The sequence below is a fragment of the Deinococcus piscis genome (assembly GCF_014653275.1).
In the GTDB taxonomy this organism is placed as follows: domain Bacteria; phylum Deinococcota; class Deinococci; order Deinococcales; family Deinococcaceae; genus Deinococcus; species Deinococcus piscis.
The window spans coordinates 56,797-72,767 of record NZ_BNAL01000005.1 but is presented as its reverse complement, the minus strand read 5'-3'; the positions used below and the strand labels follow the sequence as shown (position 1 = coordinate 72,767).

Genomic DNA, 15,971 nt, shown 5'->3' with positions numbered 1-15,971 from the left:
CGCCCGCCTCTCGCTCCCCAGAGCCCTGCCCTAGACTGTCCGTTATGACTCGTCCCCCTTCCTCCCGCCGCAATCCGCCCCAGGTGGGCCAACTCCGGGGCCACAAAGCCTCCGCCGCTGGCCCCGCCGTGACCCTTACGCCGCAGGCCGTGCGCCGCATTGCCGGACGCTACCCGTTCGGCCACAGCAAAGATATTCAGGACGCTCCCACTGGCCTGGAACCGGGCGAGGTGGTCACGGTACGCGGCCCCGACGGCTCTTTTGTGGGGCGCGGCTACTGGAATGAGGGAGGCGCGACCCCGCTGCGGCTGCTGACCTGGCAGGATGAGGACATCAACGCCGCTTTTTACCGCCGGCGCATAGAAGAAGCCCTGCAGCGCCGCGCCGGGCGCATTCACGGCACCGATGCCCTGCGCGTGCTGCACGCTGAAGCCGACGGGCTACCGGGCGTGGTGGCCGACCAGTTCGGGGACGTGCTGAGCGTGCAGCTGCGCAACGCGGGCGTGGAGCGTCACCGCGAGCCAATTCTGAAAGCCCTGCAAACAGTGACTGGAGCCAGCGCTGCCTTTGAGCGCAGCGATACCGGCGAGCGGCGCAAAGAGGGCCTGGAGCTGACCAGCGGAGCGCTGTGGGGCGAACTGCCGGGCACGGTGGAGTTCTTCGAGGACGACCTGACCCTGTTTTTCCGGCCCCTAGAAGCCCAGAAGACTGGCTTTTTTCTGGACCAGCGCGACAACCGCCGGCTGATGCGCTCGCTGATAGAGCCGGGCCAGCACTTTCTGGACGTGTACTCGTACACCGGCTCCTTTAGCCTGCACGCTGCCAAGGCAGGCGCAGGAGCGACAGCGATTGACAAGGACAACGTGGCACTGGCGACGCTGGAAAGCGTGGCCCGCCGTAACGGCGTCAGCGTGGGGGTGCGCTGGGGCGACGCACTGGAAGCACTGAGCGCCCTGCAAAAGGAAAAACGCCGCTTTGACGCCGCCGTGTTTGACCCGCCCACCCTTGCCAAGCGCCGCGACGACCTGCCGCGTGCCAAAAAAATCTTTACCGACGGCGCGGCACAGGTGCTGGACATGCTGAACCCCGGCGGACACCTGCTGATCAGCACCTGTGCCCACTACATCGGCGTCAACGACCTGCTGGACAGCGCCCGCGTGGCCGCCGGGGCTGCGGGCTGCGGCGCGGAAGTGGTGGACATCACCTACCAGCCTGCCGATCACCCGCACCTGCTAAGCGTGCCCGAAAGCCTGTACCTCAAGAGCATCTTGCTGCGAAAGGAAGCCTGACATGGAGGTGCTTCAGGTTGGGTTCTGGGGGCCGGTGCCGGGCTCAGCGCGGCTGGGCCATACGGCCTCTGATCAGGCTCCCGCCAGGCTGGTCAACATCAGGATTCCTAAAGCCTTCCAGGAAGACCACCATTTGCCGGGGTTGATCGCGGCTCCCGGCTTTCTGGTGTCGCCAACGCTCAGCAAGCTTGGCAAAGGCCGCGCATGACGGCGACTTCCTCCCCTACGCCAGACGCCCCCAACGCCGCGTCCTTTCTTGCCACGCCAGCCCTGCGCGGCATAGCGATGCTGGGCCTGGTCACCCTGATCTGGGGCAGCACCTTCGCGGTCATCAAGACCCTGGGCGCGCAGCTGGACCCTGCCGCCATGGTCGCCTGGCGCTTTACGGTGGCGGCAGCGGTCCTGGCTCCGGCCACCCTCTGGCAAATGCAGCGCCGCCGCCGCAAATATGCCGCACGTCGGCCCTGGACGGTGCCGCTGTGGCGCGACGCCGCCATCCTGAGCAGCTGGCTGCTGGCGAGCTACGGCACCCAAACCGTGGCCCTACAAACCACAACCGCCAACCGCACCGCCTTTTTTACGGCGCTGAGTGTGGTGCTGGTGCCACTGTGGCTGGCCGCCGTACAGGGCCGCAAGCTTCCGGCTGCGGTGTGGCTGGCGCTGCCATTGGCACTGGGCGGCCTGGGCCTGCTGTCGTGGGAAGGCGGCTCGCTGAACATAGGCGACGCCTGGGCCGTCGGGTGTGCCGTCACCTACGCCGGGTTCATCATTGCGCTGGAAGGCATGGCCGGGCGGCACCCGGCGCTGCCCTTCACGCTGGCGCAGGTGGTGTGGGTGGCGGTCCTGGGCTGGGTCTGGACCCTGCTGAGTGGGTCGGCTCCTCTGCCCGCAGCCAGCGGCGCGGCGGCCTGGACGCTGGCCTGGGGGCCGCTGCTGTATCTGGGCGTTCTGGCCACGGCGCTGACCACGCTGCTTCAGACTGTCGGCCAGCGCTTCGTGAGCGCCCCCGTCGCCAGCCTGATCTACTCGCTGGAGCCGGTCAGCGCCAGTATCTTCAGCTTTCTGCTGATTGGCGAGAAGATCGGGCCGCGTGGGCTGCTGGGCGGCGCACTGGTGGTCGCCAGCACCCTGCTGAGCAGCCAGGGCAGCGGCGAGGCGCACCCCGAAACCCCCACGCCAGACGCTGGACGCACCCTGGAGGATGAAGACCTGGACGAGCTGCGCGGCTAAGCTGTCTCAGCGGCAACCAGCATGGGGGCAGGGCTGGGAAGATTCTCAGCCCTGCCCCTTCTCCTTTCAATGCACTCCGCTTAAGCAGACGCCTGCTTTTTCCAGGCCAAGCCCACCGCCTCTTCTACGCTGCGAATGCCACTGACACCGTCCAGGCCCGGCGGCACAATCAGGCGCTTGTACCCAGCTCGGCGGGCTTCCTCAGCACGGCGCAGGCTGGCTGTGGTGGAGCGCACCTCGCCAGCCAGACCCACTTCACCGAACACCGCCACATTCTCGGCCAGGGGACGGCCTACGACTGCCGAGTACACCGCCAGCGCGGCGGCCAGGTCCAGACCTGGATCGGCCACCTTCAGGCCGCCCGCCAGGTTCACGTAGATGTCCAGCCCGCCCAGCGTGAGGTCGAGTCGCCGCTCCAGTACGGCCAGGACCACATCCACCCGGCGTGGATCCAGGCCCACCACCACGCGGCGCGGGTTAGGAAAAGGCGTCTTGGCTGCCAGGGCCTGCACTTCCAGCAGCATGGGCCGCTGCCCGTCAATCGTGGCAGCCACCACGCTGCCCGGCACGCCCACGGGACGCTCGGCCAGGAAAGCAGCGCTGGGATTTTCCACCGCCATCAGGCCCTCACCGCGCATCTCGAACACCCCCAGCTCGCCTGCCTGCCCGAAGCGGTTCTTCACGCTCCGCAGCAGCCGGAAGGCCCCCACCGATTCCAGAAACACAGTGGTATCTACGATGTGCTCGATCACTTTGGGACCGGCCACTGTGCCTTCTTTGGTGACGTGGCCGACCAGCACGGTGGCGGTGCCGGTCTCTTTGGCGGCGCGGGTCAGGATGGCGGTGCCTTCGCGCACCTGGGCGATGCCGCCGCTCACGCCGTCGCCCTCGGCCACCACCGTCTGAATCGAGTCCACGATGCACAGCGCGGGCTTGTGTTCTTCCATCAGCGCCGCCACGTGCTCAGCGCGGGTGTCGCGGGTCAGCTGAATCTCTCCGGTCACGCCCAGCCGGTCCGCCCGCAGGCGAATCTGCTCTAGCGACTCTTCACCGGCCACATACAGCACGGTGCCGCCGCCCCGCGCAATCTGGTCGGCCACTTGCAGCAGCAACGTGGACTTGCCGATGCCCGGTTCGCCCCCGATCAGGGTCACGCCGCCCGCCACCAGCCCGCCGCCCAGCACGCGGTCCAGTTCGGGAATACCGCTGGAAGTGCGCGGCTCCTCGCGCCGGCCTACGCTACTCAGGGCCGTGATCTTGCCGCCCTTGATGCCGCCGTACGCCCCGCCCAGGCCAGAGCGACTGCCCCCCGCCGGTTTTTCTTCTTGCTCCTCAAATGAGTTCCAGGCCTGGCAGTTGGGACAGCGGCCCAGCGGCTTGGCCGAAATGTAGCCGCAGCTCTGGCAGAGGTACTGTGTCCGGCTGCGCGCCATTACTCTTCCCGCGTGGGCGTGTTGGCCCCAGTCGGGCGGCTGTCGGCACGCCACAGCCCACGCTCATCACGGGTCAGATAATCGCCGTCCAGCAGCTCGGTCAGCAGCGTCTCTTCCAGGCTCTCGTCGGCATGGTCGCGCAGAATCTGGCTTACTTCGTCAGGCGAGTAGATGCGGCCCGACTCGAACAGGCCGGTCAGGTGGTCCAGAATCGCCATCTGGTGCTGGGTGCGCTTGTCAGAGGGCCAGGCGGTGATGCGGCCATAGTCATCGGTAAATCCATCAAAGCTTTTGAACATCCGCCTATGCTAGCGGCTCAGCGGCCCGGCAAAAGAATCCTCCGGCCAGCGCTGAGTGCCCCCCCGTATACTGCCCCCCATGAAACTGGCAATGATCGGCACCGGCAAACTGGGCAGCGCCCTGCTGGCGGGCATGCTCTCGCGGGGCGTGCTGGCCGCACAGGACGTGGGGTTGCTGGGCCGCGACCCGCAGAACACGGAGCGGGCGGCGGAGCGCTTCGGGGCAGCGGTCATTGGGCGCGCCGACCTGGCAGACGCCGAGTACATCCTGCTGTGCGTGCAGCCGGGGGCTTTTGAGGAGGTGGCCGAGTGGGCAGGCGGGCACCCTGGTGGCTACATCAGCACGCTGGCGGGTGTGACCACCGGAGCCCTATGCCAGCGCCTGGGCAGCGAGCGGGTGGTGCGGGCCATGCCCAGTCTGGCCGCCACCATTGGCCGCTCGCAGACGGCGCTCACCGCCACTCCGGGCGCCGAAGCTGCCGGTGACCTGGCCTTTGCACGGGGGCTGTTCGGCGCGGTGGGCGACACCTACGACATTCCCGAAGCGCTGTTCGATACCTTTACTGGCATGAGCGCCAGCGGCCTGGCCTACACCGCTGTCTTTGCTGAAGCCCTGGCCGACGGCGGCGTGCGGATGGGCTTGCCCCGGCCCCTGGCCAACGAACTGGCCCAGAAACTGCTGGTGTCCAGCGGCGAGCTGCTGGCCGCACGGCCCCATCCCGCCCTCCTCAAGGATGAGGTGTGCAGCCCCGGCGGCACCACCATCGCGGGCATCCGGGCGCTGGAACGCTCCGGCTTCCGCGCCAGCGTGATGGACGCCGTGGAAGCGGCCACCCGGCGCGGGCATGAGTTGGGACGCGGGGAATAGAGAGCATAGGGCAGCAGGCTGTGACGGAAAATTGCCTTCACAGCCTGCTGCTCGCCTTTTTCTGTCGGTCTAGGCCAGAATCTGCGTCTTGCCCTTGACCCGCTTGTCGCGGCGGAATTCCAGGCCCTCGCCCGCCTCGCCCAGCACCACGCGCCAGCCACCCGCGTCAGGGGCAGCGGACATCAATTTCAGCGCGAGCGGGTCTTCCAGCTCCTCGCGCAGCAGCGTGCGCAGTTGCCGGCTGCTGCCCAGGGCGTGCTTGTGGCTGCGGGCCTTCAATTTGCCCACCAGCCAGGGGGCCACCTCAGGCGCAAAGGTCACGGCGATATCGCGGCTGCCCAGCTCCTCGGCCATCTCGGCCAGCAGCTGCCCGGCCACCCGCTCCAGTTCGGCCTCGCCCAGCGGACGGAACTTGATCACATCGTCCAGGCGGTCCAGAAATTCCGGTGTAAAGATGTGCCGCAGCGGTGCATTGGAATCGGCCTGTACCGGGCTAAAGCCCACGGTAGGGTTGATGTTGAAGCCGGTGTTGGAGGTCATGATGACGATGGTGCGGCGGAAATCCACCGTGCGGCCCTGTCCGTCGGTCAGGCGGCCATCTTCAAAGACCTGCAAAAAGGCGTTGTACACGTCGGGGTGGGCCTTCTCGATTTCGTCGAGCAGAATCACGCTGAAGGGCTGGCGGCGCACCGCTTCGGTCAGGCGGCCACCCTGTTCATGGCCGACGTAGCCGGGGGGCGACCCGATCAGTTTGCTCACGCTGTGCGGCTCCTGATACTCGCTCATATCCAGCCGAATGAGCGAACGCTCCGAGCCAAACAGGGTCCGCGCCAGGGCTTTGGCAAGGTGGGTTTTGCCCACACCACTTGGCCCGGCAAACAGGAAGCTGGCCGACACCCGGTTGCGGCCGCCCAGGCCCAGGCGGGCCCGCCGCAGCGCCGAGGCCAGGGCACGCACGGCGTCGGGCTGGCCGTACACCTGCTCGCCCAGCACCCCTTCCAGGTCGGCCAGGTCGGCGGCTCCGCCATCGGAGTACACGCCGCCCATCGAGTTCAGCACGCTTTCCAGGTCTTCGCGGGTCACGAACGGCTGCCCGTCCTCATCCAGAGCCACCGGCAGTTCCAGGCTGAGGTTGAGGTTCACGCGGCTGGCGGCTTCGTCCAGCAGGTCAATCGCTTTGTCGGGGAAATTACGCCCTGGCAGGCTGCGCTCGCCCATGCGGATAGACAGTTCCAACACCGCGTCGGGCAGGCGCACACTGTGGTGCTCCTCGTAGGCGGGCCGAATCCCGCGCAGGATTTCCAGCGTCTCGGCGGGGCTGGGCTCTAGCACGATCACCGGCTGAAAGCGCCGCTCCAGCGCCGCGTCCTTTTCGATATAGCGGTGGTACTCGCTGGTGGTGGTCGCGCCGATGACCTGAATCTCGCCGCGTGACAGGGCTGGCTTCATGATGTTGGCCGCGTCCAGGGTGCCCTCCGAGCCACCCGCGCCCACCAGGGTATGCATTTCGTCAATGAATGCCACCACCCGGCTGGCCCGCAGCTCCTCGATAATCTGGCGCAGACGCTCCTCAAACTCGCCCCGGTACTTGGTGCCCGCCACCACGCCGCTCAGGTCCAGGCTCACCACACGCTTGTCCTGGAGCGCCGGGGGCACCTTGCCCGCTGCAATCGCCAGCGCCAGGCCCTCCACAATGGCCGTCTTGCCCACGCCGGGGTCCCCGATCAGCACCGGGTTGTTCTTGGCGCGGCGGGTCAGAATCTGGGTCACGCGGCGGATTTCGTCCGATCGCCCGATCACCGGGTCAAGGCGGCCCGCCTTCGCCATGCGGGTGAGGTCGCGGCCAAATTCATCGAGCATGGGCGTGGGCAGCGAAGCGGGGTCCGGCTTTCTCTTTTCGCCCTGCTCCAAAATCCGCCAGCGGATGGTGTCAGGGTCTTTGCTGATTTCCTGCAAGATGCGGTACGCCACCCCGTCGCCCTCGCGCAAGATCCCCAGCAGCAGGTGCTCGGTGGAGGTCACGGCGGCCCCCAGTTCCCGGGCTTCAGCTGCGGCCAGCTCCATCACGCGCCGGGCGCGGGGAGTGATCGCGGGAGCGTCGTTCAGGCGGGACCCTTCCCCACGCCCGATGATGTCTTCAACCCGTTCGCGCAGCGATTCCAGCGTCACGCCAAATTCGCTCAGCACGCCGTAGGCACTGCCGCCCTCGCGCATCAGGCCCAGCAGCAGGTGTTCGGGGCCGACCATGGCGTGCCCCAGGCGGTTGCCTTCCTCGCGGGCGTAGTGGAACACCAGACGGGCGCGGTCATCGTAACGGTTGTGGGTCATCGGCTTCCTTTCCGGTGGCCGGGAACACCCGGCAGCAGCAGAGCTTGCGACATTCCTCAGTCTAGCCGCCACTGCGCCCCATCCGCTGTTCAGCGGGCACCTTCTGAGCGCGAGCCTCAGCAATCCGCAAGGCCAAGCGGCTGAGGGCACGTTCAGCTGCATTCCTCCTGCCCTGGCGCAGAACTGCGGGACGTTCCGTAAAGCGGGGCAGGCTCTAGACTGCGAGCTATGCCGCTGATTTTCGTGCATGGCGTTGCGGTCCGCGAGGGCAACGAACCGGACTGGGCCACCTTGCAGCAGGTGACCCAGGGGGTCGAGTGGCGGGCCATCGAGGCGCTGCTGCGCGAGCACGTGGCCCCGGTGATGCGCCCGGAGGCCCCGCAGGCAGCGGCACTGGAGTGGCTCTACTGGGGCGACCTGGGCGCGCACTACACGAGCGGTGGGCGCTTCCGGGGCGCTGTTCACGCCGAGTTGCCTCACTTGGAGCGTCCGCTGGACGTCCCAGTCGCCCAGCTGGCGCAGTGGATAGAAGACTCGCTGCTCCCTTCAACCCCCGCCGAGCTGTGGCCCGCCACCATTGAGGCGGCTGCCTACACGGCCAGCGACGAAAATGTCCGGCTGCTGGCAGCTTCCCTGGAGGCAGAGATGCAGGGCGAAGTGCTGCTGGCAGCGGCCAAAGCCAGAACCCAGGGACACGCCTTTCAGCCCACCTTGCTGCCCACGGCGCTTCAGGTGCAGCGGCGGCGGCAGCTTCAGCGCCTTATGGGGCAGGTCCGCCGCCCACTGGAAGACTTCGTGCCTATCTTTCTGGGCGACGCCCTGACCTACCTGACCCAGCGGGGCACGCCGCAGCAGCCAGGACCGGTGCCGCAGCGCATCCTGGCGGCGCTGCGCCGGGCGCACATCCAGGCGCAGGCCACCGACGAACCGCTGGTGATCGTCAGCCACAGTCTGGGCTGTCAGCTGGTATATGACGTACTGAGCAGCCTGCTCCCCGCGCAGCCGGACCTGGCCGACCTGCGGGTAGACCTGTGGTGCGCCGTGGGCAGCCAACTGGGAATGTTCAAGGAACTGGGCCTGATGCTCGAAGACAGCTTGCCGCCAGGGACACCCGCGCCAGAGCGCACCCTCAGCGACCACCTGGGCTACCTCTGGAACGTGTGGAGCTACTCGGACCTGCTCAGCTTCCGCACTGAAGGGGTGATTCCCAGCGCTCACGACGCGCCCTTTCCACTGCCAGGCCACGTGCGCGGCGACCACTTGGCCTATTTGCAGCGCCCGGTGTTCTATGCGGCGCTGGCGGCCAAACTGCGCTCGGTGCTGGACCAGCGCCCTTGAGCAACCTCAGCTTGAGCAGCACTCAAATGATGCGCGTATGCAGCACGCCGATGCCCTCGACTTCTACCTCGACCTGATCGCCGCGCTCCAGCGGGCCGACGCCCTCTGGAGTGCCGGTCAGCACCACATCGCCAGGTTCCAGGGTGACGTAGCGGCTCACGTACACCAGCACCTGCACCGGATCAAAAATCATGTGTGAGGTGCGGCTTTCTTGCTTGACGGCCCCGTTCACCCGGGTCTGAATGTGCAGGTCAGTGGGGGTCAGCTCGGTTTCCAGCCAGGGCCCCAGCGGGCAAAAGCGGTCCGCCGCTTTGGCACGGAACCACTGCAAGTCCTCACGCTGCTTGTCGCGGGCGGTCAGGTCCAGGCCGCAGGTGTAGCCCAGCACCGCGCCCAGCGCTTCGGGGGCGCTCAGGTTCTTGGCCCGCTGCCCAATCACCAGGGCCAGTTCGCCCTCAAAGTGAAAGTTCTCGGTCCAGGCCGGGTATTCCACCGCGCCGCCGGGCTCGGCCAGGGCGTTGGGGCCTTTGAGGAAGATGCCGGGTTCCAGCGGCAGATCGGCCCCGCCTGGGCCAGCATGGCCCATCTCGCGGATGTGGTCGGCGTAGTTGCGGCCCACACACACGATTTTGCTGGGTTCCGCCGGAGGAAGCAGCGCGGCGCGGTCAAGAGGCACCGTCTCGCCCGCGTCCGTGAAGTTGCCTTCTTTGAGGGTGCCCGCCAGCAGGTGTACCGTTTCGCCTTCTAGGCGCCCCCAGCGAGGAGCGCCAGCGTGATGGATTCGGACCAGTTTCATAAGGCCAGTGTAGGACTATCAGCGGGCCACGGTGCAGTTCGCGCACGCGGGCGCTAAGGCTCTTGTCAGGGCCGTCCACATTGGCGGCAGAGAGCACCTCCCTGATGGCCAGAGGCCTGACCCGAGACGGCGGCTGCCCGAACTCCTCCTGCCACTGCGCGAGCTGCGCCGCTGAACTGGCGAAGACGATGCGGCCCAGCGCACCAGCGCCAGCTCTGGATGCCGAGTCGCGTCCCCGGAAGCAACGCGGTTGTGGTCCGAGGCCAGCACGCGGCCATCTTCCGACACCAGCAGCGAGCCGAAAGGGTCGTTGCCCGTGTTCAGCGCCTGCTCTGCCAACTGTACGCAGCACGCCAGGTGGTGTCTGTCGGCAGCGTTCATGCCAGAAGTCCAGGACAGCGCTCTGGCTTTGCCCGCCCCCTTGCGCCGCCGCCTGCCGCGCTAGACTCCGGAGCATGTCTGCTCTTCCCACACTCATCCGCGCTGAGGACGTCCTGAGCGAACGCTTCACCGCCGGGCAAGCCCGCGCTATGGACCTGAAATACGGCAACGAAGAATTGCTGTACGGCCTCGACCTGCTCGGCGTGGCCGGACCGTTCAGCCGCCTGAGCCCCTGGGAACTTCAGGACGTGAACGGCGAACGCCTGATTATGGCTGCCAGCTACGCCGCGACCCCGTTTGGTGAAATGCACCCGGACCTGACCGGCTTCATGACCGAGTTCATGCAAAAAAACCGGGCCATGACCCTGCCGCAGCAGAGCGTGAGCCCCTGGCGGGCCGCGCTGGGGGCCAATCTGGTGGCCCTGCTGGCTTCGCAGCTGCCGAGCCACAAGGACAGCCAGGTCTTCTTCTGTTCGTCGGGCACCGAAGCGGTGGAAGGCGCGCTGAAATTCGCCAAGGCGTCGCGGCCAAGTGCCAGCTACTTCATTTCGTTCCGGGGGGCCTATCACGGCAAAACCTACGGCAGCCTGAGCCTGACGCCCAACCCCGAATATCAGGACATCTTCCGGCCACTGGTGCCCGGAGCGCTGCACAGCCCCTACGGTGACCTCGAAGCATTGCGCACGCTCCTGCGGCGGGTCGGCCCCAAGAATGTGGCCGCCATCATCGTCGAGCCGATTCAGGGCGAGGGCGGCGTGATTATTCCCCCCGCCGAGTTTCTGCCCGGCATCGGGGAGCTGTGCCGCGAGCACGGCATCATCTGCATTGCCGATGAAATCCAGACTGGACTGGGCCGCACCGGTCACTGGTTCGAGTCGGCGGCGCAGGGCCTGGACCCGGACATCATCACCCTCGCCAAGCCGCTGGGCGGCGGCCTGAGCGCTGTGGGGGCCACCATCGCCCGGCACGGCATCTACAAGAAAATGCTGGGCGGCCTGAGCTCCAAGCGCCACTCCAACACCTTTGGCGGCGGGGCGCTCAGCATGGCGGTGGGCCTGCGCTCGCTGGAACTGCTGGTCGAGCAGAACCTGCCGGAGCGCTCGCGCCAGCTGGGCGCACAGGGCCTGGAGCGCCTGAACCGCATCAAGGGCCGCTACCCCGGCCTGCTGCAAGACGTGCGCGGCCAGGGCCTGCTGCTGGCGATGCAGTTTCATCCGGTGGTGGGCACGCTGCCGCTGCCCGGCGCCGTCAAAGAGCTGGCCTACGAAGCCACCGCCATTCTCGCCATGCGCGAACTGCACAGAAGCGGCGTGATCGCCAACCTCAGCCTGAGCAGCAAGCGCACGGTGCGCCTGAGCCCCGCGCTGAACATGCCCGAGGAACTGTTCGGGGAGCTGATGGACCGGGTGGACGACTTTGCAGACCGCAACCCCAGCGCAGGCAAACTGCTGACCAACACCCCGCCCGAACTGCTGGCGCGGCTGACTGCTTTTGCGGCGACCAAGCCCAAAAAGCGCACCCCGAGCGACGGCTGAGGACGCCGCGCCGTGACCGCCAGCCTTCCCAAAAAGCCCCTGGCCGCCAAGCCCGGCGGCTATCTGGGCCTGGCGAACTATTCCAGCCTGGGCACCTTCTGGCGCTACCTGCGCGGGGCCGGGGCAGCGGGGCGCACGGTGGGCCTGGTGCGCGGCGACGACCCGGACACCTGCCGGCGGCGCATCAGCGGGTACACGGTGCCGGGGGCCGGTTTCCTGCTGGACAGCGCCCGCTTGCAGCGCGAGCTGGAGCACGACTTTGTGCCGCACCCGGCGGTGCTGGCTTTCCTGGGTGGCGACCCCGCACCGCTGCGGGAAGAGCTGAATGCCCACTACGCCCTGCACACCGACTTTGTGCTGGCGCTGACCGCCGGGCGTGAACTGATTGTGCGGCCTGAGTTCGTGTTCAGGCCCGCAGCGGACGGGGCAGGCACGCTGCCGCCCACACTGCGGCTCTATGGCCGCCGCATGAGCCGCGACGAGATCGGCGTGCTGCTCTCCAGGGCCTGCGGGCTGTAGCAGGCGCTACACTGCCCGGATGTCTGCCCTGGACCGCCTGCCTGCTGACACCCATCCCTTCATTCTGACGCTGTCGTGCGTGGACCGGCCCGGCATTGTCCACGCCGTCAGTGGAGCCATTGCCGGAGCCGGGGGCAACATCATCCAGTCGCAGCAGTTCGGGGATACTGACACCGGGCTCTTTTTCATGCGGGTGGAAGCCGACTTGCCCGGCGGCGAATCTGTTTTCCGGGAGCGGATGGCGGCTCTGGGGGCAGAGTTTGGGATGTCCTGGACGCTGGACCGCCGGGGCCGCCCCATTCGCACGGTGATTATGGTGTCCAAAGAGGGGCACTGCCTGTCGGACCTGCTGTTCCGCCAGCGCTCACGCCACCTGCCGCTGGACATCGTGGCCGTAGTGGGCAACCATGCCGACCTGGCTCCCCTGGCCGAGTTCTATGGGGTGCCGTTTGTTCACTTGCCAGTCACGCCTGAGACCAAAGCCGGTGCCGAAGCTGCGCTGCTGGACCTGGTCGAGCGTGAGAACGTGGAACTGGTGGTGTTGGCCCGCTACATGCAGATTCTGTCGGACACGCTGTGTGAGCGGATGTCCGGGCGCATTATCAACATCCATCACTCGTTTCTGCCGTCGTTCAAGGGGGCGCGGCCCTACGCACAGGCCTACGCACGCGGCGTCAAGCTGATGGGCGCCACCGCCCACTACGTGACCGCCGACCTGGACGAAGGCCCGATCATTGAACAGGACGTGACCCGGATCACCCACGCCGACTCGGTGGCGGCGATGGTGCAGCAAGGGCAGGACGTGGAGCGCCGCGTGCTGGCCCAGGCCGTGACCTGGCACGCCGAGCACCGCGTGCTGCTGAATGGGCACAGGACCGTGGTGTTCCGCTAAGGGACCGCACCAAAGCTCATGCGGACTGATGTTGGAAAGTTCTGAGCGGCCTCCGATAGAGGCAAGCTCAGGAACTCTGCCCTTCTCTTGCTGTCTCTTCCTGGGAGAATCTCTCACTTCACTCCGCTCAGCACTTCCAGCACCGCCTCGCCGTACTGTTCCAGCTTTTTGGCCCCTACGCCGCTCACCGTGCCCAGGGTTGCCAGCGAGCTGGGGCGCAGTGCAGCGATGGCCGCCAACGTCTTGTTGTCGAAGATGATGTAGGCGGGCATGCCCTGAGCCTTGGCCTCCTGGGAGCGCCACTCGCGCAGGGCCTCAAAGGCGGGCTGAGCGCTGACGGGCAGGTCGCTGGGGGCCGAAGCTCTGGCCTTGCGGGCGCCCAAGCTCGCCGGGCGCAGCACTTCTTCGCGCAGCAGGAACGGCACTTCACCGCTCAGCAGTTCGCGGCTTTTAGGGGTTGCACTCAGGCCATAGTGCTCGCCCGCTTCCAGATAGCCCAGGCTGACCATCTGCCGCAGGACCCCACGCCAGGTGCGCTCGTCGTGGTCTGCCCCCACGCCAAAGGTGGGCAGGGCGTGGTGGCCCCACTGCCGCACTTTGTCGGTCTCGCGGCCCAGCAGCACGTCGGTCAGGTGCGCTGCGCCGTAGCGGTTGCCGGTGCGGACAGCGGCGCTCAGGGCCATCTGCGCCTCGCGGGTCATCTCGCGGACCTGGGGAGGGCTGATGCAGTTGTCGCAGTTGCCGCACGGCCCCTGATAGTTCTGCCCAAAATAGGCCAGCAGGCTTTCGCGGCGGCAGGCCGTGCTCTCGCAGTAGGCCAGCAAGGCGTCCAGCTTGGCTCCCTCAATGCGCTGCACCCATTCGGGCGCGGTGCTTCCCGCCAGCATGCGGCGCAGGTTCACCACGTCGCCCAGGCCATACACCATCCAGGCGGTGCTCGGTTCGCCGTCACGGCCTGCGCGGCCCGTTTCCTGGTAGTAGCCTTCCATGCTCTTGGGCAGGTCCAGATGGGCCACAAAGCGCACATCCGGCTTGTCTATGCCCATGCCAAAGGCGACGGTGGCAACCACCACCAGCCCCTCTTCACGCAAGAAGCGCTCCTGGGCCTGCTGCCGCTGGGCGTGGTCCAGACCAGCATGGTAGGCCAGCGCCGGGACACCACTCTCGCTCAGAAACTGCGCGGTGTCCTCTACCGACTTGCGCGACAGGCAGTACACGATGCCCGCGTCCCCAGCATGTTCGGCGCGAATAAAGTCCAGCAGCTGTTTCTTGCCGCTGTCCTTACCGGCAATCCGGTACTGAATATTGGGCCGGTCAAAGCTGGCGATGAACTGCGGCGCGCCTTCCAGCCCCAGCACGCTTACGATGTCGGCGCGGGTGCGGTCATCGGCGGTGGCGGTCAGGGCAATGCGCGGCACATCTGGAAAGCGGCCCGCCAGCACGCCCAACCCCTGATATTCAGGCCGGAAATCGTGGCCCCACTGGCTCACGCAGTGCGCCTCATCAATGGCGAACAGGGCCACCTCTACCCCCTCCAGCAGCCGCAGGGTGCTCTCCATCAGCAGGCGCTCTGGAGCCACATACAGCAGGACCAACTCGCCGCCGCGCAGCGCCGCTTCCACCTCGCGCACGCCTTCAGCGCTCAGGCTGGAATTGAGAAACGCCGCCCGGATGCCCAGTTGCCGCAGGGTGTCCACCTGGTCCTGCATCAGCGCGATGAGGGGACTGACCACCACGCCCACGCCGGGCCGCAGCAGCGAGGGCAGCTGGTAGCACAGGCTTTTGCCGCCGCCGGTAGGCATCAGCACCAGCGCGTCACCGCCCGCTGCCAGGCGCGCCACGATTTCGCCCTGGCGCCAGCGAAAAGAATCGTAGCCCCACAACTCGCGCAGCAGGTCGTGGGCGCGGGCAGGTGGCTGGGCCAGAGTGGGCTGGGGCGCGGTCATGGGGGCCAGGATAACGCGGCCCCCTAGAATGGGACTGTCTCATACCAACCTGTTCGGCCCCCCGGCACAGTTCCGGGGCCTGCGTCCTCTGCGCCCCCCCACCCAAGGAGCAAGCCACATGAAAAAAATCATCAATGCCCCCCAGAACGTGGTCCGCGAAGCCTGCGAAGGTTTTGCGCTGGCCCATGCCGACCTGGTCACGCTGCATCCAGAGCCGCTGTTTATCGCCCGGCGTGAGAAGCCAGCGGGCGTGGCCCTGATTTCGGGAGGCGGCAGCGGGCACGAGCCGCTGCACTCCGGCTTTGTGGGGCGGGGGATGCTGGCCGCCGCTTGCCCCGGTGAAGTCTTTACCAGCCCGGTGCCCGACCAGATGCTGGCCGCCGCCAAGGAGGTGGGCGGAGAGGCGGGCGTGCTGCTGATCATTAAGAACTACACCGGCGACGTGATGAACTTCGAGCTGGCCGCTGAACTGGCGCAGGCCGAAGGGCTGCGGGTAGAGAGCGTGACCATTGACGACGATGTGGCCGTGCAGGACAGCACCTGGACCGCCGGACGCCGGGGCGTGGCAGGGACCGTGCTGCTGGAAAAAATCGCCGGAGCCGCCGCCGAAGAAGGCCAGTCGCTGGAAGCGGTCAAGGCCATCGCTGAGCGGGTAATTGCCAACGTGCGGAGCATGGGTCTGGCGCTGAGCGGGGCCACCGTTCCGGCTGCGGGAAAGCCCAACTTCACCCTCCCCGACGGTGAATATGAGCTGGGCATCGGCATTCACGGCGAACCGGGCCGTGAGCGCCTCCCCCTGCGCCCTGCCGACGAACTGGTGGAGGCCTTGCTAGAGCCGATTCTGAACGACTTGCCACTGGCGGAAAACGAATCGGTGATTCTGCTGACCAACGGCATGGGCGGCACGCCGCAGCTGGAGCTGTACATTGCCCACCGCCGAGCCGTGGGGCTGCTGGAAGAGCGCGGCCTGCGCGTGGCGCGTCACCTGGTCGGCAACTTTGTGACCAGTCTGGACATGCAGGGCCTAAGCCTGAGCGTGCTGCGGGCCGATGACGAAATGCTGCGCCTGTGGGACGCCCCAGTCCATACCGCCGCGCTGCGCTGGGGGGCCTGAGAT

At 67.1% G+C, this 15,971-nt stretch carries 13 protein-coding genes; 8 read left to right on the top strand and 5 right to left on the bottom strand.

Annotated features, from left to right (window positions below; translation table 11 throughout):
* The first annotated feature begins 44 nt into the window (after positions 1–44).
* Entirely contained in the window at positions 45–1,289 is a 1,245-nt protein-coding gene (locus IE158_RS03395; protein ID WP_229838870.1) for a class I SAM-dependent rRNA methyltransferase, read from the top strand.
* 204 nt (positions 1,290–1,493) lie between these two features.
* Positions 1,494–2,519 (top strand): DMT family transporter, encoded by a 1,026-nt coding sequence (locus tag IE158_RS03390; protein ID WP_189642268.1) that lies wholly within the window; start codon positions 1,494–1,496, stop codon positions 2,517–2,519.
* A gap of 80 nt (positions 2,520–2,599) precedes the next feature.
* On the opposite strand, the gene radA is transcribed toward IE158_RS03390, so the two are convergent.
* On the bottom strand, positions 2,600–3,952 hold the full coding sequence (gene radA / locus IE158_RS03385) for a DNA repair protein RadA (RefSeq protein WP_189642267.1): 1,353 nt from the start codon (positions 3,950–3,952) through the stop codon (positions 2,600–2,602).
* Entirely contained in the window at positions 3,952–4,251 is a 300-nt protein-coding gene (locus tag IE158_RS03380) for a DUF2087 domain-containing protein (protein ID WP_189642266.1), read from the bottom strand. The genes radA and IE158_RS03380 overlap by 1 nt, the downstream gene beginning before the upstream one ends.
* A gap of 79 nt (positions 4,252–4,330) precedes the next feature.
* Between IE158_RS03380 and proC the strand changes: the two genes are divergently transcribed.
* A complete protein-coding gene (gene proC / locus IE158_RS03375; RefSeq protein WP_189642265.1) occupies positions 4,331–5,119 on the top strand; it encodes a pyrroline-5-carboxylate reductase in 789 nt (262 codons plus the stop codon).
* Positions 5,120–5,188: 69 nt separating this feature from the next.
* Here proC and IE158_RS03370 read toward each other — a convergent pair whose 3' ends face one another.
* Positions 5,189–7,447, bottom strand: a complete 2,259-nt coding sequence (locus tag IE158_RS03370) for an ATP-dependent Clp protease ATP-binding subunit (RefSeq protein ID WP_189642264.1) — start codon at positions 7,445–7,447, stop codon at positions 5,189–5,191.
* A 228-nt stretch (positions 7,448–7,675) separates the two neighbouring features.
* Here IE158_RS03370 and IE158_RS03365 point away from each other — a divergent pair, with 228 nt between their 5' ends.
* Complete coding sequence (locus IE158_RS03365) at positions 7,676–8,785, top strand: hypothetical protein (RefSeq protein ID WP_189642263.1); 1,110 nt, start codon at positions 7,676–7,678, stop codon at positions 8,783–8,785.
* Positions 8,786–8,807: 22 nt separating this feature from the next.
* Here IE158_RS03365 and IE158_RS03360 read toward each other — a convergent pair whose 3' ends face one another.
* A complete protein-coding gene (locus IE158_RS03360; RefSeq protein WP_189642262.1) occupies positions 8,808–9,581 on the bottom strand; it encodes a fumarylacetoacetate hydrolase family protein in 774 nt (257 codons plus the stop codon).
* Positions 9,582–10,036: 455 nt separating this feature from the next.
* Here IE158_RS03360 and IE158_RS03355 point away from each other — a divergent pair, with 455 nt between their 5' ends.
* From IE158_RS03355 to purU, 3 genes are read left to right on the top strand one after another with little or no spacing between them, the layout of a single operon-like run.
* On the top strand, positions 10,037–11,497 hold the full coding sequence (locus tag IE158_RS03355) for a class-III pyridoxal-phosphate-dependent aminotransferase (protein WP_189642261.1): 1,461 nt from the start codon (positions 10,037–10,039) through the stop codon (positions 11,495–11,497).
* A gap of 12 nt (positions 11,498–11,509) precedes the next feature.
* Positions 11,510–12,016, top strand: a complete 507-nt coding sequence (locus IE158_RS03350) for a hypothetical protein (protein ID WP_189642260.1) — start codon at positions 11,510–11,512, stop codon at positions 12,014–12,016.
* Positions 12,017–12,035: 19 nt separating this feature from the next.
* Positions 12,036–12,908 (top strand): formyltetrahydrofolate deformylase, encoded by an 873-nt coding sequence (purU, locus tag IE158_RS03345; protein ID WP_189642259.1) that lies wholly within the window; start codon positions 12,036–12,038, stop codon positions 12,906–12,908.
* Positions 12,909–13,021: 113 nt separating this feature from the next.
* On the opposite strand, the gene recQ is transcribed toward purU, so the two are convergent.
* Positions 13,022–14,854, bottom strand: a complete 1,833-nt coding sequence (gene recQ, locus IE158_RS03340) for a DNA helicase RecQ (protein ID WP_189642258.1) — start codon at positions 14,852–14,854, stop codon at positions 13,022–13,024.
* Positions 14,855–14,972: 118 nt separating this feature from the next.
* On the opposite strand from recQ, the gene dhaK reads away from it, so the two are divergent.
* Positions 14,973–15,968 (top strand): dihydroxyacetone kinase subunit DhaK, encoded by a 996-nt coding sequence (gene dhaK, locus IE158_RS03335; RefSeq protein ID WP_189642257.1) that lies wholly within the window; start codon positions 14,973–14,975, stop codon positions 15,966–15,968.
* Positions 15,969–15,971 lie beyond the last annotated feature (3 nt).